Raw genomic sequence first — 16,577 nt, forward strand, 5'->3', positions numbered from 1 at the left:
GGTCACGCGCTCTGCGGTGTCTCCAGCACCTCCTTCGAGCGCGGCGGGTCCTCGGCGCAGACCGCCGTCACGAACTCCGCCACCAGCGCCTGCGGCATGCCGCGCGCGATGTCCGCCTCGCTGATCATGCCGACCAGCTCGTGCTCCGGGTGGTTGATCACCGGCAGCCGGCGCACCCGGTACTGCTCCATCACCCGCAGCACCTGCTCGACGTCCTCGTCCGCCTCCACCGTCATCGGCCGCCCCTGGGCCACGTCGCCCGCCGTGACGTGCGCCGGGTCGAGGCCCTCGGCCACGCACTTGAGCACGATGTCCCGGTCGGTGAGGATGCCCAGGAGCTTCTGCCGCTCCCCGCAGATCGGCAGCGCCCCGACGCCGCGCTCCTTCATGATCCTGGCCGCGGCGGCGAGTGTCTCGTGCTCGCGCACGCACTCGGCGCCCCGGTGCATGATGTCGCCCGCATTGGTCATGATCGGCCTCCTGACGTGCCTGCCACTCCCACGTCTCCATCGTGGTCCGGCGCCGGGAGCCGCGCCACCGGGCCCGCTACGGCGCGCCGCCGCCGTCCGTGCGCGATCTCGGGGGATCCAGCGGCGAGCGGTCCAGCACCTCCTCCAGCGGCGGCAGTTCGAGCTGTTCCATGCCGGGCAGCGTCGGTTCCTCCACCGCGCCCGGCTCCGCCGCGTCCTCGCCCGGGCCGCCGGGGCCGGCGCCGGGAGCGCCCCGCTCCTCGATGCCGCGCCGGTGCGTCTCGGCCGCGCTGTCCAGGAAACGCAGCAGCTCCACCGGGAACGGCAGCACCAGCGTCGAGTTCTTCTCCGCCGCGACCTCCACCACCGTCTGCAGCAGCCGCAGTTGGAGCGCCGCCGGGGTCGTGCTCATCACCGCGGCCGCCTCCGACAGCCGCGCGGACGCCTGGTACTCGCCGTCCGCCGTGATGATCCGCGCCCGCCGCTCCCGCTCGGCCTCCGCCTGCCGGGACATCGAGCGCTTCATCGCCTCCGGCAGGGCGACGTCCTTGATCTCCACCCGGTCGATCTCGATCCCCCAGCTCAGCGCCGGACTGTCGATCATCAACTCCAGGCCCTGGTTGATCGGTTCGCGGTTGGCCAGCAGGTCGTCCAGCTCGCTCTTGCCGATGATCGACCGCAGCGAGGTCTGCGCCACCTGGGAGATCGCGAAGTTGTAGTCCTGCACGTTGACGATCGCCTTCACCGGGTCCAGCACCCGGAAGTACACGACGGCGTCCACCCGGACGGTCACGTTGTCCCGGGTGATGCCCTCCTGCGCCGGGATCGGCAGCGTCACGATCTGCACGTTCACCCGGCGCAGCCGGTCCGCGACCGGCACCAGCGCGACCAGCCCCGGCTGCCGCACCTCCTCGCGCACCCGGCCGAACCGGAACACCACGCCCCGCTGGAACTGCTGCACGACCCGGACGCTCAGCCCGCCCACCACGGCCGCCACCATCAGCACCGCGACAATGACCCCGATCACCACATCGACGACCATGACGGCCTCCTCGCGCAGCAGCGCCCCCCGGCCGACCCCGACCCGCCCGGCCGACGACCGCCGGAACCACTGCTTCCACGCTACGCCTGCCCGGCCGCCCCCCGAACGAACCGGGCTCCGGCCGTAGGATCGTCGCCATGCCGCAGTCCCCCGCCCCGTCGGACCCCGCCGGCCCGCCGGACCCCGCCGACGACCCGGACCACCCGCGCCACCCGGCGGCGGCCGCCGCCCGCGCCGCGGACCTCACCGTGCTCGACCACGTCGTCACCGGCTGCCGGGCCTGCCCGCGGCTGGTCGAGTGGCGCGAGGAGAGCGCCCGCACCAAGCGCCGCGCCTACCTGGACTGGGACTACTGGGCCCGCCCGATCCCCGGCTTCGGCCCGCCCGACGCCCCGCTGGTCCTGGTCGGCCTCGCCCCCGCCGCCCACGGCGCCAACCGCACCGGCCGGATCTTCACCGGCGACCCCTCCGGCGACCTGCTCTACGCCGCCCTCCACCGCCTCGGCCTCGCCAACCGCGCCGAGTCCGTGCGCCACGGCGACGGCCTGGCCCTGCACGGCGTACGGATCACCGACCCGGTCCGCTGCGCCCCGCCCGACAACAAGCCCACCACCGCCGAACGCGACACCTGCCGCCCCTGGATCACCCGCGAACTGGAACTCCTGCGCCCCACCGTACGCACCGTCGTCGCCCTCGGCGGCTTCGCCTGGCAGGCCCTGCTCCCCGCCCTCGACGCCGCCGGCTGGACGGTCCCCCGTCCCCGGCCGCTCTTCGGCCACGGCGCCCACCTCACCCTCCCGGCCCGGGGCGGCGGCCCGCCCCTGGACCTGTACGGCTGCTACCACGTGAGCCCCCGCAACACCAACACCGGCCGACTCACCACCACCATGCTCCGCGACCTCCTGCGCACCGCCGCCCACACCGCCGGCCTCACCCCCACCGACAACTGACCGGCCCGCTCGGCCACCACCGGACGCGTCCCCACCCGGGACCGAGCCTCCCGCTCAGCCGAAACGCGCCAGCTTCCGCCGCCCGGCCCGCGCCCACACCTCCGGCAACGCCAGCCTGGCCCGCTCCGCCTCCGCCAGCTGCCGCCCGTAGAGCACGCCGTAGCCGAACGACTCCTTCGAGGCGCCGGCCTGTTCCCGCAGTGCGGCCGCCGCCACCACCGCGTCCTGGTGCTCGCCCAGCACCTCCTGCACGGCCTTCATCCGCTCCACGTACCGCTCCGCCGCCCCGCCCGCCACCGGCACCGCGGTCTCGCCCGCGTACCGGGCCCGCTTGGCAGCCTTCCGGGCATCGTGCAGCGCCGCGTCCCGGTCCCGATCCCCGTTCCCGGCGAGCGCCGACCGTACCCGCTCCGCCGTCCGCCGCTGCTCCCGCGCGGCCACCCGGGCCAGCTCCGGCCCGGCCGCCCGGCCCGCCCGGCCGCGTAGCGGCGGGTCGGCCAGCAGCGCCGCCAGACCGTCGGCCAGGGCGCGCCGGCGCGGGCTGTCCAGCGCGGCCACCACCTCCGGCCAGACCCTCCGGTACTCGGCCCGCCCCCATCGCTCCAGCTCCGCCGCCACCCGCTCGGGCCCGCACTCCGCCGGCAGCTCCCGTGCCCGCGCCGCCAACCGCTCGCCCAGCACCTCCCGGTCCCGGGCCCGCCCCAGCGCCGCCGCCAGCCACCGCAGTTCGGCCACCAGCTCGTCCGCGGCGCCGGGCGCGAGCAGCCGCCGGTACGTGCGGAACGCACTGCGAAGCCGCCGGCACGCGACCCGCATCCGGTGCACCGCGTCCGGCTGGTCCGCCCGCACGGCCTCGTCCAGCCCCGCCAGCACCTCGGCCTGCGCCCGAACCCGCCCGAGCACCACCTCACCGACGGTGACCACGTCACCCGCCATCCACCAGCACCCCCTCCCGGTGCCCACCAGACCCCTCCAGGCTAGCCCGCCGCCACGGACTTCAGGCGGGCACGAAGTGGGAAGTCGACCTCGCCGACTTCCCACTCCCCCGGCGCTGCCCCGCAGGGAACGTGGAGTGGGAAGTCGGACGCGCCGACTTCGACTCCGGCTGAAGACCCATCCGCCGACACCCCGGCCGGCCAACCGGCTCCGGCGTGGGGTGGGAGGTCGGGGCGGGCGGGTTTCGGTCAGGGGCGGAGTTGGACGGCCAGGGACATGGTGTAGCCGACCAGGGCGGCGAAGGAGGTGACGGCGATGGTGTAGCGGGGGGTGAAGGGGAGGCCGGCCAGGGCGGGGTAGAGGAGGACGGCGGTGCCGGCGGCCAGGTCGGCGAGGTAGAGGCCGCGGGGTGGGACGGTGCCGGTGGTGCGGGCGGCCCAGCCGGTGGCGACCAGGAACCCGGTGAGCAGGATGAAGCCGGACAGCAGGCCGGAGCCGATGCTGGAGAGGACGGGGTGGGGTTCGGGCGGGAGTTCGCCGTCGGGGACGGCCGGGCGGAGGCGGTGGGCGATGGCGAGGGCGCCGACGGCGACGGTCACGCACGCGGCGGCGCTCAGCAGGGGGGCGGGGTTCATCGGCGGCTCCGGGAGGTCGCGTGGTGGTGGCCGAGGGCGGCCGCGAGGGCGGCCGGGACGAGGACGGTGAGGACGAGCACGGCCGTCCAGGTGCCCGGGTCGAGGCCGGCGGCGGGCGGCGCGGCGGGTGGCGGGGGTGCGACGGCGACGACCGCGACGGTGGCCGTCGGACTCGGGGCGGGCGGCGGAGCCGGAGTCGCGGGCGGGGACGGGAGCGCGAGCGGAAGCGAGGGCGACGGCGACGGCGAGGGCGAGGGATGTGGCGTCCAGCTCGGCGAGGCCCGCATCGGCACGTGTGCGGGTGGATGAGCTGACGCGGGTGGCCGCACAGGCGGCGGCAGCGCTTCCACGGTGATCGGTGCCTGCGCCGGGGTCGGGAGCGGGGTCGGCGTCATCGAGGGGACGGGAGCCGGCGAGGCGGTCGGCGACGGCACCACGGGGGTCGGCGAAACCGAAACCGAAACCGACGGCGGCGACGACGACGACGAAACCGAAGGCGACGGCGAAGCCGAGGGGGAAGCCGAAGGCGAGGGCGCGGGCGGCGACGGGCAGTGCCACGGCCACGGCCAGGGCCAGGGCACCACCGGCGTCGGCACCACCGGCCCCGGGCCAAGGGCGAAGTCCATCGCCCGATTGTCGGACCGTCCCACCGCCCCTGTCAGCGCCCGAGGCCCCTCACCCACCCGGCGCCCCGTCAAACCCATCGCGCCGGTGAACTCCCCGCCCCCGCTTCCCGAACGAACGACCGATGCGGGACAACCTGTGCCCCGATCCGGCCGCAACCCCGGACGCACCCTCGTGCACGATGTAAACGTCGTGACATACTCCCGAACGTGACGACCTCCACCCACGCGACAAGGGCCCTGCGGGCCGCGGTGTTCACCGCGCTCGCCGTGCCGCTGTCCGCGCTGGGCCAGGTCCTCATCACCGGCCGTCCGCTGCCGCTGACCCTGGTGGCGCTGGCCACCGCCGTCGTCTTCCTGGTCTCGGCCGTGCTGGCCGGCGGGGAGCGGCGGCTGTCGCAGATAGCGGCCGTGATGGTGCCGGTCGAACTGCTGCTCAACACGACCTTCAACCTGGGCCAGACCAGCTGTGGTCCGGCCCTCGGCGGCGACCTCCCGGCCCGCGGCATGAACCTGCTGGTCTGTGGCGGCGGCTCGGTGGACGGATCGTCGCTGTTCTACGGCCAGTTGGGGCACTCCGGACGGCTGGCGCCCGCCGCCACCCAGGTGCTGCTCCTGCTGGTGCACCTGGTGATCGCGCTGGCCGCCGCCGCCTGGCTGCGGCTCGGCGACGCCGCGCTGTCAGGCCTCGGGCGGGCGCTGCGCGCGCTGCGCCAGGCCGTCGCGGCGCCGCTGCGGGCGCTGGTCCTGCTGCTGGTCCCGGCCCCGGGCCGACCGGTCCTGCGGATGCCGCTGCCGGTGTCGGACCGCCGACGCCCGCGCCGCGAGGACGTGGTGCTGAGCCCGGCGCCGCGCCGCGGCCCGCCGCCGCTCGCGCCTGCCTGCTGACGAGCCACCCAAGGCCCCGTGGCGGGCGGCGCACGACTCCGCTCTCGTCCAGTCACCCCTCCGGCCGACGCGCGCCCGTGCCCAGCACGCCGTGCAGCGCGCCCCGGAGCGGGACACCCCCGCGCGCCCCGCGGCGCGCCCCACCACGGAGTTGACCGAGCATGGCTCACCCCAACCAGAAGCCCTCCCGCAAGCAGGCCGAGAAGACCAGCGCCCGTGAGCGCATGAAGGAGGCGCAGCGCCAGGAGAAGCTGGCCGCCAAGCGCCGTCAGCGGATCGTCGTCGGCGTCTCGATCGTCGCCGTGCTCGCCCTGGCCGGCGGCACCGCGCTCGCGATCAACACGGCCGGCGACGACAAGTCCTCCTCCGCCGCGGCCGAGCCGACCACGCTGGTCGTGCCGGCGAACACCTCCGGCGCCGACGGCACCGTGATCACCTACGGCAAGCCGGACGCCCCGCACACCCTCCAGGTGTTCGAGGACTTCCGCTGCCCGGTCTGCAAGACCTTCGAGGCCACCAACGGCGACACCATCAAGAAGCTGGCGGACGAGGGCACCGTCAAGGTCGAGTTCCACCTGGCCGCGTTCCTCGACAAGAACCTCGGCGGGAAGGGCTCGCGCACCGCGCTGGCCGCGATCGGCGCCGCGGTGAACGAGGGCGTGGACAAGTTCAAGGCGTACCACGACGTGCTGTACGCCAACCAGCCGGACGAGCGCGAGGACGGTTTCGGCAACGTCAACCACCTGCTGGAGCTGGCCGACCAGGTGCCGGGCCTGAAGACGGACGCGTTCGTCAAGGCGGTCACCGAGCGGACGTACGCGCCGTGGGCGAAGAAGGTCGCGGACGCGTTCAACGACAGCGGGGTGACCGGGACCCCGACGGTGAAGGTGGACGGCAAGCCGCTGACGCTGTTCAGCGGCAACCGCCCGGTGACGCCGGAGCAGTTCACCGCCCAGGTGAAGCAGGCCGCGGGCTTGCAGTGAGCACCACCGGCCCGGCCGACTCCCGGCCGGGCCGGCCCCTTCCTCACCCACGGAGTGCTCTGCCATGACCGCATCGACCGCTCTGCCCGGCTCCTCCTCCCGTCTCCCGTCCCCCGTGTCCGGTTCGGCGCCGATCGGCGCGAGCCGCGCGTTCTCGCTGTTCGTGCTGTTCGCCGGCCTGATCGGGCTGGCCGCCTCGGCGGTGCTCACCTTCGACAAGCTCCGCATCCTGGAGGACCCCTCCTACATCCCGAGCTGCAACCTCAACCCGGTGATCAGCTGCGGCTCGGTGATGCGCACCGACCAGGCCGAGGTGTTCGGCTTCCCCAACCCGCTGCTGGGGCTGGCCGCGTTCGGCGCGCTGGCGGCGGTCGGCGCGGGGCTGCTGGCGGGGGCCGCGTACCGCCGCTGGTTCTGGCTCGGTCTGCAGGCGGGGACGCTGTTCGGGGTGGGCTTCGTCCACTGGCTGATCGACCAGGCGCTGTACGACATCGGCGCGCTCTGCCCGTACTGCATGGTGGTCTGGGCGACGGTGGTGCCGCTGTTCTGGTACACGACGCTGCACAACCTGCGCTCCGGGGTGATCCCGGTCGGGCCGAGGCTGCGGCCGGTGGTCCGGGAGGCGGCCCGGTACCACTGGGCGCTGCCGGTGCTGTGGGCGGCGGTGATCGCGCTGCTGGTCCTCAACCGCTTCTGGTCCTACTGGTCCACCCTGCTCTGACGGATCGCCGGTCCACGTCCTAGCCGAACACCGCCCGGCGGAAGGCGTTGCGCAGGGCGGTGAGCGGCTGGAAGCCGCGGTCGTAGTGGACCTTGTTGGTGAGCAGCAGCGCCCAGCGGCCGCGGCGGCGGGAGACCCAGACGCCGGTACCGGTGAAGCCGTAGTGCACGAAGGTGCCCTCGGCCGGGTCGGTGCCGGCGGCGCAGAGCCAGGACAGGCCGCGGGCGGGCGCCAGTCCGCCGGTGTGCACCCGCAGCGACTCGGTGATCCACGGCTCGCCCCACGGCAGCGCGGCCGCGCCGGGTGGGGCGAGCAGGGCGGTGAGGAAGCGTTCCAGGTCGCGGGCGGTGGAGAAGGCGCCGGCGTTGCCGGAGACACCGCCGAGCAGCCGGGCCGAGGGGTCGTGCACGGTGCCGCACAGCACGCCGCCGGCCGTCCGCTCGTACTCGGTGGGGGCGGTGCGGCCGGCGGACTCCGGGCCGAGCGGGCCGTAGCGGGTGTCGGTCATCCCGAGCGGCCGCCAGGTCTGCCGGGCGGCGAGCTCGTCGAGCGGCTCGCCGGCCAGGGACTCCACCAGGTGGCCGAGCAGGACAGCGGCCCGGTCGGTGTACTCGACGGCGACGCCGGGCGGGCGGTGCAGCGGGGCGGCCAGCACTCCGGCCCGGATCGCCGCCGGGTCGCTCCCGTACAGCTCGGCGAACCGGGTGCGCAGCGGCAGTCCGGCGGTGTGGGTCAGGAGTTGACGGGCCGTCACGGTGCCGACGGGGCGGCCGGCGGCGGGCGGCCAGTAGTCGCCGAGGGGCCGGTCGAGCGGGAGGCGGCCGGCCTGCCGGAGGGCTCCGGCGCACGGCCAGAGTGCGACGATCTTGGTGACGCTGGCCAGGTCGAAGACCGTGTCGTGGTCCATCGCCCGGGTACCGTACGGTCCTTGGCCGAGTACCCCGGCGCGTCCTCGGCCGCGGACGCCGCCCGCGTCGCCGACCGACCAGACCCCGCCGGTCCCCACGGCGCGCAGCCCGTTGGCCACCAGCCGCTCCAATGGCCCGCCGGGCGCGGCAAGTTCGGCCGGCGAGGCGGGCGGGACAGGTGACGGCGGCGATCCGGTCATCGGTGCTGCTCCCCCATCGCGGCCCTCCCGAGCGGACCCGGCAGGCCCGTTCGGGAGGCTACCCGGCCGGGGCCCGGGTCAGACGGCGGGCGCGCCGCCGAACTCCTTGCCCATGCAGATGCTCTGCTCGTGCTCGCGGTAGAGGCCGAACTTCTCGATCGTCGCGTAGCCCTCGGAGGCGTACAGCGCGACGGCCTCGGGCTGCTCGGTGCCGGTCTCCAGGATGAACCGGGTGCGCCCGGCCTCGGCGGCGGTCCGCTCCAGGTGGCGCAGCACCACCCGGGCCAGGCCCCGGCCGCGCGCCTGGGGCCGGACGAACATCCGCTTCAGCTCGGCGTCGGTCTCGCGGATGCCGAACGGCGCGGCCCGCTTGGCCCGCCAGCCGCCGCAGGCGACCGGCTCGCCGTCCAGGTAGGCGACCAGGAAGAGTCCGGCCGGCGGCTCGAAGTGCTCGGGGTGCAGCTCGGTGAGGTCGGCCGCGCCGTAGCGCCGGACGTACTCCTGCTGCACCTCGGCCGCGAGGAGCTGGGCGTCGGGGTGGCCGTAGCCGGTGATCCGGACCTCTGTGCCGCCGCCCTTGCTGTCGTGCACGAAGGGTCCGCCGGTGGTGCTGCTCTCCATGGACGCCAAGCCTACGGCCCCGGCTCAGCCCGCCTCGGGCCGCCCCTCGAAACGGGCGACCAGCGTCTCCTTGCCGAACATCCGGGCGGTGTCGACGGCGGACGGGGTGCCGGCGGCCGGGTCCGCGCCGCCGGCGAGCAGCGCGTCGAGGACGTCGTCGCTGCCCTTGAAGACCGCGCCGGCCAGCGGGGTCTGGCCGCGGTCGTTCGCCCGGTTCGGGTCGGCGCCGCGCTCCAGCAGGGCGGTGACGGCGGCGGCGTGGCCGTGGTAGGCGGCGAGCATCAGCAGGGTGTCGCCGCGGTCGTTGGTGAGGTTGGCCGGGGCGCCGGCCTCGACGTACGCGGCGAGGGTGGCGGTGTCGCCCGCCCGGGCGGCGTCGAACAGCCTGCCGGCCAGGGCGATCACGTCGGCGTCGGGGGTGTCGGTCATGTCTCGGCCTTTCTCCGGGGACGCGCCCCGCGCGGGGGCCGTCCGGCGTTGTCGGTGGTCGCGCCGGACGCACGGTAGCGCACGACGCGCGGCTCCGGGGGCCGCGAGGCCGTCCGGGCGAACTTTCCGGCACGGAGCGGCAACTCCGGGAAACCACCCGTTTGCCCCGTTCCATCAGCTATTACCTTTTGTCACGATTGTGGCACTTTCCGTGGCACCGTCCCGTCCCCCTCCCCGAGGAGCAGACCGTGATCCTCTCGATCTCCGGCATCGTCCTGTTCGGCACCATCGCCTTCCTGTTCTTCCGCAGGGACGGACTCAAGGTCTCCCATGCCCTCGTCTGCGCCCTCTTCGGCTTCTACGTCGCCGGCTCCTCGATCGCCCCCAGCATCACCGCGGGCGGCGCCAGCCTCGCCAGCCTGCTCGGCGGCATCAAGTTCTAGCCGCCGCCACTCCCCGCAGGGCCCGGACGCGGATCCCACCGCCCCGGGCCCCGGCCATGGGCGGCACGTCCTTCCCTGCGACCGTCCCCCTCCGACCCGTCCCCCGCCGACCGTCCCACCCGCCCGCCTCCCACCGACCGTCCCACTCGCCCGGGGAGCCAGGAATGCCGCTCAACCGCCACCACCTCACCAAGGGCCGCGACCTCGTCCGCACGGCCGGCGACCACGCCTCCGACATGTTCGCGCCGCTCACCGTCATCGGCCGCGGGCTGCGCCACCACGCCGCCTGGGCCAAGGACCGCTGGCAGACCACCCCGAAGGACCGGCGCGGCCCGACGCTCTTTCTGACCGCCGCGATGCTGATCGGGATCTACCTGCTGCCGCACGGCCTGCTGTTCGCGCTGATCGCGCTGATGGCGAGCGCCGCCTGGGCGGGCCGCGCGCCCAAGGCCCCGCCCGCCCCGCCCGAGCCGGACGTCGCCGAGGTCAAGCTCACCGCGCTGTACGCCGCGCTCACCCCGTACCTGGCCGGCCCGGACGGGCTCAGCCCGCTCTACCACCACGAGGGCAGCCACCGGGACGTCTTCTCCGGCTGGGAGTTCGACGCCGAGGGCCGGCTCGCCCGGCTGGAGATCGCCTACCCGGCGTACTTCACCGACACCGAGCCGGCCGCCCGGGCCAGGATCGAGCAGGTCGTCCAGGGCAAGGCCGGGCGGTCCCGGGAGTACCGCTTCGACTGGGACGAGGAGTCCAACAAGCTGCGGATCGCCGCCCTGGCGCCGCTGCCCACGGACATCGCCGCCCAGCGGTTCGTGGCCGCGCCGGGCGAGATCGTGCTCGGCTTCACCGACGAGGACGGCAGCGCCCGCACCATCCCGGTGCACCAGGGCGGGGCGCTCGTCCAGCAGCCGCCGGTGGCCTGGCGCACCGGCCCGCGCTCGGCCGAGCCGCACCTGCTGGCGCTCGGCGTCCGGGGCCACGGCACCTCCAGCCTGATCCGCTCGGTGGCGCTGCAGGCCCTCCCGTTCGCCGACCTGGTGGTGATCGACGGCGCCGGCACCGGCGAGCACGCCTGCCTGGTGAACCGGCCCGGGGTGCACACCGTGGAGACCAGCCTGCACGGCGCGCTGGCCGCGCTGCAGTGGGCGGCCCAGGAGACCGAGCGCCGGCTCACCGTGCTGAACGCCGCCCGGCACGCCGGCACCGCCCCGCCGGAGGACGCCACCCGGCCGCTGTGGCTGCTGCTCGACCACCCCACCGAGCTGAGCGAGCTGGCGCACGCCGAGGGCCGGCCGGACCCGCAGGACCTGCTGGAGCTGCCGCTGCGGCACGGCCGGGCCGCCCGGGTCACCGTGGTGGTCGCCGACGACATCGAGGCCCGGGAGCGGATCTCCCCGAGCGTCCGGGCCACCACCCGGGCCCGGGTGGTGCTCGGCCCCACCGGCCCCGAGGAGGGCCACGCGGCGCTCGGCGTGCCGCTGGACATCGTGCCCGCCGCCCAGGCCCCGGCCGGCCGCGGCTACGCCCGGATCGGCACCGGCGCCCCGGTCCGGCTCCAGGTGCCGGCCACCGTCGACCCGCTGGACGAGGACGCTCCGGCGGCGCTGCGGGACGCGGTGATCGCCCTGCTGCCGCACCGCGACACCCGCACCGAGGCCCCCGCTCCGGCCCCGGCCCCCACTGCCACCGCGCCCGCGCCCGGCCCGGAGCCGTCCGGTGGGGTGGACCTCGCCAAGGGCCCGGCCGCGCTACGCTTCCGCCCGCTCGCCTGAGCGCGGGCCGGCACCCGGACGGGAGGGGGCGGCGCGGGCCGCCGGCTCCGGTCCCGGTACGCTCGTGCGGGAACGCCCACCCGATCACCAGATGTGAAATAGGTGACACCTGGGGTGATATCACCGGCCAGATGTGACAAATCGGGCGCCGATGGGTACAAACAGGGGCGGCACGACAGACGACGCATGTCCCGGGACGGGAATCTTCGTCGGAAGCCGAGCGTTGACCGAACGACGAAGAACAGCGACCACTAGTCCTGTGGGCCATAAGCCCGGGAGGCACGATTCATGAGCGAGCGAGCTCTCCGCGGCACGCGACTCGGGGCCACTAGCTACGAGACCGACCGTGGTATCGATCTGGCTCCCCGCCAGACCGTCGAGTACGCATGTCAGAACGGACACCGATTCGAGGTTCCCTTCTCGGTCGAGGCGGAGATTCCGCAGGCCTGGGAATGCCGCTTCTGCGGTCAGGAGGCGGTGCTTCTCGACGGCGACGAGCCGGAGGAGAAGAAGGTGAAGCCGACGCGCACCCATTGGGACATGCTGATGGAGCGCCGGACGCGCGAGGAGCTGGAGGAGGTGCTGGCCGAGCGGCTGGCCGTGCTCCGCTCCGGTGGGATGAACCTCGCGGTGCACCCGCGGGACACCCGCAAGAGCGCCTGACCCCGCTCCCGCCGACGGGCGGGGGCACGCGAAAAGGGACCCTGGCCACCAGGGTCCCTTTCGCGTTGCCCGAACGTGCCCGAATGTGCCCGCCCCGGCCCGAATGTGCCCGAATGTGCCCGGACAGGCGCGCAGAGCGCCCGGACGCGCGAGGCGTCCGGGCCCACGTCCCGCGCGGGAGGTCAGCCGTTGATCGGCGGCCGGTAGGTGGTGTCCGGCCCCTGCGGCCCGGCGGCGGGGCCGCTGCCCGGCTCGACCACCTCGCCCTGGATCACCTTGCCGTCGGGCCGGTGGATGCGCAGCTGCTCCTGCAGCCGCACCGCGTCCGCGAACGGGGCGGCGCCGACGCCCGCGGTGGAGCGCAGCGCCTTGTCGGCCACCCGGCGCCCGCCCGCCCGCCACAGCGCGCGGGTCGGCGGGAACAGCAGGGTCAGCGCCAGGACGTCCGAGAGGAAGCCCGGCAGGATCAGCAGCAGGCCGGCCAGCACGGTCAGGCTGGTGCCGGTCTGCGGCTGCTGCGACTTCGGGTCGCGGGTCTGCTCCAGGGCCGCCGACAGCGCCCGCGCACCGGCCCGCTTGATCAGCGAGCCGCCGACCACCGCGCCGGCGATCAGCAGCAGCACCACGGTCAGTCCGCCCAGCCACGAGCCGACCTGGACCAGCAGCCAGATCTCCAGCACCAGCCAGGCGGTCAGCAGCAGCGGCAGCATCCGCCGCAGCTTCGAGCGCGGCGCCGGACGGGCGGGGGTAGCTTGCTGGGTCACGGTACGAATCCACTCCAGGCGGTGCTCTGCGCGCCGCACGGGAGGTCCGGGCCGGCTACGGCACCACCTGGTCCAACGGCCGGCCGGCGGTCTGTGTTCCTCGCCGCCTCCTGGCCAGGACGATGCCGCCGGCGCAGGCGAGCAGGCCCGCCACGGCCAGCGTCCACTCGGGCGCGGCCCCGACCCGGTCGGCGACGGTGGTGCCGTCGCGCAGCGGGACGGTCGCCGACAGTTCGGCGGCGGTCAGCTCCTCGGTGCGCTGGACGACGCTGCCGTCCGGGGCGATCACCGCGCTGATGCCGCTGGTCGCGGCGATCAGCACCGCGCGGCCGTGCTCGACGGCGCGCAGCCGGCTCATCGCGAGCTGCTGCTCCGGCTGGCCGGTCTTGGCGTAGGTGGCGTTGTTGGTCTGCACGACCAGGACCCGGGCGCCCTGGTCGACGGTGTCGCGGACGATCTCGTCGTAGGCGACCTCGAAGCAGATGACGTCGCCGATCCGGGCCGGGCCGAGCTGCATGACGCCGTTGTGGTCGCCGGGGTAGAAGTCCCGGGCGACCCGCTGGAGCCGGGTGATGACCTTGGACAGCTGGTCGCGGAACGGCACGTACTCGCCGAACGGCACCGGGTGCTGCTTGGTGTAGGAGGCGCCGGGGCCGGTCTTCGGGTCCCAGACGATGCCCTGGTTCTGGACGTGCTGCTCGTCGGGGCCGTCGACCAGGGTGCCGACCAGGGTGGGCACGCCGATCGCCCGCACCGCCTCGTCGATCCGCGCGTAGGCCAGCGGGTCGCTGAACGGGTCGAGGTCGGAGGAGTTCTCCGGCCAGATCACGATGTCCGGCTTCTCGGCCCGGCCGGCCTTGATGTCCTCGGCGAGCTTCTCGGTGGCGGCGGCGTGGTTGTTGAGCACCATCATCGGGCGGCCGAGGAAGTCCATGCCGGGGTTGGGCACGTTGCCCTGGATGACGGCGACCTTGACGGTGTCGGCGGGCGCGGTGGGCACCGGCACCAGGTAGCCGGCGAGCAGCGCGGCGACGGCGCCGAGGCCGGCGGCCGCGGCCGGCACCGGGCGGCGCGCGGTGCCGCGGCCGGCCACCGCCAGGGCGGCCCAGGCCAGCAGGGTGCCGCAGAGGGCGACGGCGAAGGTCACCAGCGGGGCGCCGCCGAGGGCGGCCAGCGGGGTGAACGGGGTGGCGGTGTTGGCGAAGGCGAGCCGGCCCCAGGGGAAACCGCCGAGCGGCAGCCGGTCGCGGGCCCACTCCTGGGTGATCCACAGGCAGGCGCCCCAGAGCGGCCAGCCGGGCAGCCGGGAGGTGACGGCGAGGCCGGCGCCGAGGGCGGCCAGGAACAGCGCCTCGACGACCGACAGGCCGATGGTGGCGTCCCAGCCGACCACCCGCAGCCAGCTGAGCAGCATCAGGAAGAACGGCAGGCCGAAGGCGAAGCCGGTCCAGGCGGCCTGCCGGGCCGTGCGGCCCCGGGTGAGCAGGGAGAGCGCGGCGACGCCGAGGATCGAGAGCGGCCAGAGGTCGAAGGGCGGGAAGGCGAGGGCGAGCAGCAGTCCGGCGAGCGCCGCCAGCCCGGTGCGGGGAAGGCCGGCCCGGATCCTGGCGAGGGCGCGGGCGCCCCGGCCCGGGCCTGGTGCCTCGTCGGGGGTCTCGGGTGCGGTCCCGGACCGCTCCTGGGTGACGGGCATGGCCACCGTCGCACCATCTCTCTCGACGCCGCTCCGCGCGGGGCGCGGGGACGGCTGTTCGGACGCTGTCCGAAGAAGGTACCCCGGAACGACACCCGGCCGTGAGCTGAGGGTCGTACCGGAACGCCCGGCGACGGGCGGCCGGTACCGCGACCGGCCACCCGCCCCGTGGGCCGCCGCGCTACCCGGCGGCCGCCAGGTGGACGGTGCGGCCGCGGACCACGGTGCGCAGGCAGGTGGGCAGCGGCTCGCCGGGGGTGAGGTCGGGCAGGCCCGGGGTGCCGGAGCGCGGGTCGGTGGACCAGCCGGCCACCCGGTCGTCGGGTGCCTGGACGACCAGCTCGCCGGCGGCCCAGACGGCGAAGCTGGCGACCGCGCCGGGGACGAGCACGCCGTCCTGGTCGCGGCCGACGGCGCGCCAGCCGCCGCGGGTGTGGGCGGTGAACGCGGCCCGCACCGAGATCCGGTGCTCGGGCGTGCGGTGGAAGGCGGCGGCCCGCACGGTGCCCCAGGGGTCGAGCGGGGTGACCGGGGCGTCCGAGCCGAAGGCCAGCGGGACGCCGGAGCGCAGCAGCGCGGCGAACGGGTTGAGCGCGGCGGCCCGCTCGGCGCCCAGGCGCTGGACGTACATGCCGTCCGGGCCGCCCCAGGCGGCGTCGAAGGCGGGCTGCACGGAGGCGGTCAGGCCGAGTTCGGCGAAGGCCGCGACGCTCTTGTCGTCCAGCGCCTCGGCGTGCTCGACCCGGTGGCGCAGCGCCCGGACGCGGTCGGCGCCGACCCGGTCGCCGGCGGCGCGCACGCCTTCGACGACGGCGGCGATCGCGGCGTCGCCGATCGCGTGGAAGCCGGCCTGGAGGCCGGCCTCGGTGCAGGCGGCGACGTGGTCGGCGATCCGGGCGGCGGTCAGGTAGGCGGTGCCGGTGTGCGGGGCGTCGCTGTAGTCGCGGTGCAGGCAGGCGGTGTGCGAGCCGAGCGCGCCGTCCGCGAAGAGGTCACCGCCGGCGCCGACCGCGCCGAGCCGGCGGGCGGTCTCGACGCCGCCGCGCTCGCTCAGCTCGCCCCAGTAGCCGAACACCTCGGGGCCCTCGCCCTCGGCGGCCAGCTCCAGCAGATCGGTGAGGTCCTGCTCGGAGGAGATCTCGGGGCCGGCGCACTCGTGCAGGGCGCCGATGCCGAGCTCGGCGGCGCGGGCCAGGGTGGCGCGCTGGGCGCGGCGGCGCTGCTCGGGGGTGAGCCGGGCGAGCGCGGTGCGCCGCACGGCGTGGTGGGCGTCGCGGGTGAGCGGGCCGTCGGCGTCGAAGCCGGGCTGCCCGTCGAGGCCGTCGGTGAGCGCGCGCAGCGCGGTGCTGGCGAGCCCGGAGTGCACGTCGGTGCGGGAGAGGTAGACGGCGGCGCCCCCGGCGGCGGCGTCCAGCTCGGCGAGCGTCGGGGGGCGGCCCTCCGGCCAGCCGGTCTCGTCCCAGCCGTGGCCGATCAGCACGCCGCCGGACTGCTCCTCGGCGGCGGCGAAGGCGGTGAGCGCGGCCAGGGCGGCGGCCAGCGAGGGGGTGCCGGTGAGGTCGAGGCCGGTGAGCGCGAGGCCGGCGGAGGTGGCGTGCACATGGGCGTCGACGAAGGCGGGGGTGACCAGGGCGCCGTCCAGCTCGACGATCTCGTCGGCGGTCCGCGCGTACGCCTCGGCGGCGCCGTCGCTGCCGACCCAGGCGACGTGCTCGCCCTCGACGAGCATGGCGGTGGCGAAGGGGTCGGCGGGGCTGTAGACGGCGCCGCCGCGCAGCAGGACGGTCCGGGGTGTGCGTTCGGTCATGCGGCCTAGTCTGCACCCCCGCGGACGCG

19 protein-coding genes are annotated in these 16,577 nt (G+C 75.5%); 8 read left to right on the top strand and 11 right to left on the bottom strand.

Going from position 1 to position 16,577, the window contains the following annotated elements; translation table 11 throughout:
* Positions 1-2: 2 nt before the first annotated feature.
* Positions 3-470 (bottom strand): CBS domain-containing protein, encoded by a 468-nt coding sequence (locus ABTX81_RS02165; protein ID WP_350541015.1) that lies wholly within the window; start codon positions 468-470, stop codon positions 3-5.
* Between the two features lie 76 nt (positions 471-546).
* Entirely contained in the window at positions 547-1,512 is a 966-nt protein-coding gene (locus ABTX81_RS02170) for a slipin family protein (RefSeq protein WP_350541016.1), read from the bottom strand.
* A gap of 137 nt (positions 1,513-1,649) precedes the next feature.
* Here ABTX81_RS02170 and ABTX81_RS02175 point away from each other — a divergent pair, with 137 nt between their 5' ends.
* A complete protein-coding gene (locus ABTX81_RS02175; protein WP_350541017.1) occupies positions 1,650-2,462 on the top strand; it encodes a uracil-DNA glycosylase in 813 nt (270 codons plus the stop codon).
* Between the two features lie 54 nt (positions 2,463-2,516).
* On the opposite strand, the gene ABTX81_RS02180 is transcribed toward ABTX81_RS02175, so the two are convergent.
* The 3 genes from ABTX81_RS02180 to ABTX81_RS02190 form a co-directional block, all read right to left on the bottom strand.
* Positions 2,517-3,398 carry a CHAD domain-containing protein gene (locus tag ABTX81_RS02180; RefSeq protein WP_350541018.1) on the bottom strand — a complete coding sequence of 294 codons (882 nt, stop codon included), beginning with the start codon at positions 3,396-3,398 and terminating at the stop codon, positions 2,517-2,519.
* 248 nt (positions 3,399-3,646) lie between these two features.
* The gene (locus ABTX81_RS02185; RefSeq protein WP_350541019.1) at positions 3,647-4,033 is read right to left on the bottom strand and encodes a hypothetical protein; all 387 of its coding nucleotides are present in this window, start codon (positions 4,031-4,033) and stop codon (positions 3,647-3,649) included.
* A complete protein-coding gene (locus ABTX81_RS02190; RefSeq protein ID WP_350541020.1) occupies positions 4,030-4,320 on the bottom strand; it encodes a hypothetical protein in 291 nt (96 codons plus the stop codon). The genes ABTX81_RS02185 and ABTX81_RS02190 overlap by 4 nt, the downstream gene beginning before the upstream one ends.
* A 64-nt stretch (positions 4,321-4,384) precedes the next feature.
* Here ABTX81_RS02190 and ABTX81_RS02195 point away from each other — a divergent pair, with 64 nt between their 5' ends.
* From ABTX81_RS02195 to ABTX81_RS02210, 4 genes are all read left to right on the top strand, one after another.
* The gene (locus ABTX81_RS02195) at positions 4,385-4,870 is read left to right on the top strand and encodes a hypothetical protein (RefSeq protein ID WP_350541021.1); all 486 of its coding nucleotides are present in this window, start codon (positions 4,385-4,387) and stop codon (positions 4,868-4,870) included.
* The gene (locus ABTX81_RS02200; protein WP_350541022.1) at positions 4,867-5,544 is read left to right on the top strand and encodes a hypothetical protein; all 678 of its coding nucleotides are present in this window, start codon (positions 4,867-4,869) and stop codon (positions 5,542-5,544) included. The genes ABTX81_RS02195 and ABTX81_RS02200 overlap by 4 nt, the downstream gene beginning before the upstream one ends.
* 161 nt (positions 5,545-5,705) lie before the next feature.
* A complete protein-coding gene (locus tag ABTX81_RS02205; RefSeq protein ID WP_350541023.1) occupies positions 5,706-6,527 on the top strand; it encodes a DsbA family protein in 822 nt (273 codons plus the stop codon).
* Positions 6,528-6,591: 64 nt separating this feature from the next.
* Positions 6,592-7,248 (top strand): vitamin K epoxide reductase family protein, encoded by a 657-nt coding sequence (locus ABTX81_RS02210; protein ID WP_350541024.1) that lies wholly within the window; start codon positions 6,592-6,594, stop codon positions 7,246-7,248.
* A 19-nt stretch (positions 7,249-7,267) separates the two neighbouring features.
* Here the strand turns inward: ABTX81_RS02210 and ABTX81_RS02215 are convergent, their stop codons facing one another.
* The 3 genes from ABTX81_RS02215 to ABTX81_RS02225 form a co-directional block, all read right to left on the bottom strand.
* Positions 7,268-8,356, bottom strand: coding sequence for a serine hydrolase domain-containing protein (locus ABTX81_RS02215; RefSeq protein WP_350541025.1), 1,089 nt, complete (start codon positions 8,354-8,356; stop codon positions 7,268-7,270).
* A 78-nt stretch (positions 8,357-8,434) separates the two neighbouring features.
* Positions 8,435-8,977, bottom strand: coding sequence for a GNAT family N-acetyltransferase (locus ABTX81_RS02220; RefSeq protein WP_350541026.1), 543 nt, complete (start codon positions 8,975-8,977; stop codon positions 8,435-8,437).
* Between the two features lie 24 nt (positions 8,978-9,001).
* Entirely contained in the window at positions 9,002-9,406 is a 405-nt protein-coding gene (locus ABTX81_RS02225; protein ID WP_350541027.1) for an ankyrin repeat domain-containing protein, read from the bottom strand.
* A gap of 248 nt (positions 9,407-9,654) precedes the next feature.
* Here ABTX81_RS02225 and ABTX81_RS02230 point away from each other — a divergent pair, with 248 nt between their 5' ends.
* The 3 genes from ABTX81_RS02230 (at position 9,655) to ABTX81_RS02240 (ending at position 12,284) form a co-directional block, all read left to right on the top strand.
* The gene (locus tag ABTX81_RS02230; protein ID WP_350541028.1) at positions 9,655-9,849 is read left to right on the top strand and encodes a hypothetical protein; all 195 of its coding nucleotides are present in this window, start codon (positions 9,655-9,657) and stop codon (positions 9,847-9,849) included.
* Between the two features lie 164 nt (positions 9,850-10,013).
* The gene (locus tag ABTX81_RS02235) at positions 10,014-11,621 is read left to right on the top strand and encodes a hypothetical protein (RefSeq protein WP_350541029.1); all 1,608 of its coding nucleotides are present in this window, start codon (positions 10,014-10,016) and stop codon (positions 11,619-11,621) included.
* 288 nt (positions 11,622-11,909) lie between these two features.
* The gene (locus tag ABTX81_RS02240) at positions 11,910-12,284 is read left to right on the top strand and encodes an RNA polymerase-binding protein RbpA (protein WP_030306127.1); all 375 of its coding nucleotides are present in this window, start codon (positions 11,910-11,912) and stop codon (positions 12,282-12,284) included.
* Positions 12,285-12,466: 182 nt separating this feature from the next.
* Here ABTX81_RS02240 and fxsA read toward each other — a convergent pair whose 3' ends face one another.
* The 3 genes from fxsA to ABTX81_RS02255 all read right to left on the bottom strand — a co-directional run bounded on the left by fxsA (position 12,467) and on the right by ABTX81_RS02255 (position 16,548).
* Positions 12,467-13,048 (bottom strand): FxsA family membrane protein, encoded by a 582-nt coding sequence (gene fxsA / locus ABTX81_RS02245; RefSeq protein ID WP_350541030.1) that lies wholly within the window; start codon positions 13,046-13,048, stop codon positions 12,467-12,469.
* Positions 13,049-13,103: 55 nt separating this feature from the next.
* Complete coding sequence (gene lnt, locus ABTX81_RS02250; RefSeq protein ID WP_350541031.1) at positions 13,104-14,741, bottom strand: apolipoprotein N-acyltransferase; 1,638 nt, start codon at positions 14,739-14,741, stop codon at positions 13,104-13,106.
* Positions 14,742-14,922: 181 nt separating this feature from the next.
* Positions 14,923-16,548 carry an amidohydrolase gene (locus ABTX81_RS02255; protein WP_350541032.1) on the bottom strand — a complete coding sequence of 542 codons (1,626 nt, stop codon included), beginning with the start codon at positions 16,546-16,548 and terminating at the stop codon, positions 14,923-14,925.
* Between the last annotated feature and the right edge of the window lie 29 nt (positions 16,549-16,577).

This window comes from Kitasatospora sp. NPDC097605 (assembly GCF_040302725.1).
In the GTDB taxonomy this organism is placed as follows: Bacteria; Actinomycetota; Actinomycetes; order Streptomycetales; family Streptomycetaceae; genus Kitasatospora.

Bases quoted from the DNA above. Each gene is read 5' to 3' on its own strand.
- ABTX81_RS02225 (WP_350541027.1), bottom strand. From the start codon at position 9,406: ATGACCGACACCCCCGACGCCGACGTGATCGCCCTGGCCGGCAGGCTG.
- lnt (WP_350541031.1), bottom strand. From the start codon at position 14,741: ATGCCCGTCACCCAGGAGCGGTCCGGGACCGCACCCGAGACCCCCGAC.
- ABTX81_RS02205 (WP_350541023.1), top strand. From the start codon at position 5,706: ATGGCTCACCCCAACCAGAAGCCCTCCCGCAAGCAGGCCGAGAAGACC.
- ABTX81_RS02190 (WP_350541020.1), bottom strand. From the start codon at position 4,320: ATGCGGGCCTCGCCGAGCTGGACGCCACATCCCTCGCCCTCGCCGTCG.
- ABTX81_RS02165 (WP_350541015.1), bottom strand. From the start codon at position 470: ATGACCAATGCGGGCGACATCATGCACCGGGGCGCCGAGTGCGTGCGC.
- ABTX81_RS02210 (WP_350541024.1), top strand. From the start codon at position 6,592: ATGACCGCATCGACCGCTCTGCCCGGCTCCTCCTCCCGTCTCCCGTCC.
- ABTX81_RS02240 (WP_030306127.1), top strand. From the start codon at position 11,910: ATGAGCGAGCGAGCTCTCCGCGGCACGCGACTCGGGGCCACTAGCTAC.
- ABTX81_RS02255 (WP_350541032.1), bottom strand. From the start codon at position 16,548: ATGACCGAACGCACACCCCGGACCGTCCTGCTGCGCGGCGGCGCCGTC.
- ABTX81_RS02170 (WP_350541016.1), bottom strand. From the start codon at position 1,512: ATGGTCGTCGATGTGGTGATCGGGGTCATTGTCGCGGTGCTGATGGTG.
- ABTX81_RS02175 (WP_350541017.1), top strand. From the start codon at position 1,650: ATGCCGCAGTCCCCCGCCCCGTCGGACCCCGCCGGCCCGCCGGACCCC.
- ABTX81_RS02235 (WP_350541029.1), top strand. From the start codon at position 10,014: ATGCCGCTCAACCGCCACCACCTCACCAAGGGCCGCGACCTCGTCCGC.
- ABTX81_RS02215 (WP_350541025.1), bottom strand. From the start codon at position 8,356: ATGACCGGATCGCCGCCGTCACCTGTCCCGCCCGCCTCGCCGGCCGAA.
- ABTX81_RS02180 (WP_350541018.1), bottom strand. From the start codon at position 3,398: ATGGCGGGTGACGTGGTCACCGTCGGTGAGGTGGTGCTCGGGCGGGTT.
- ABTX81_RS02220 (WP_350541026.1), bottom strand. From the start codon at position 8,977: ATGGAGAGCAGCACCACCGGCGGACCCTTCGTGCACGACAGCAAGGGC.
- ABTX81_RS02185 (WP_350541019.1), bottom strand. From the start codon at position 4,033: ATGAACCCCGCCCCCCTGCTGAGCGCCGCCGCGTGCGTGACCGTCGCC.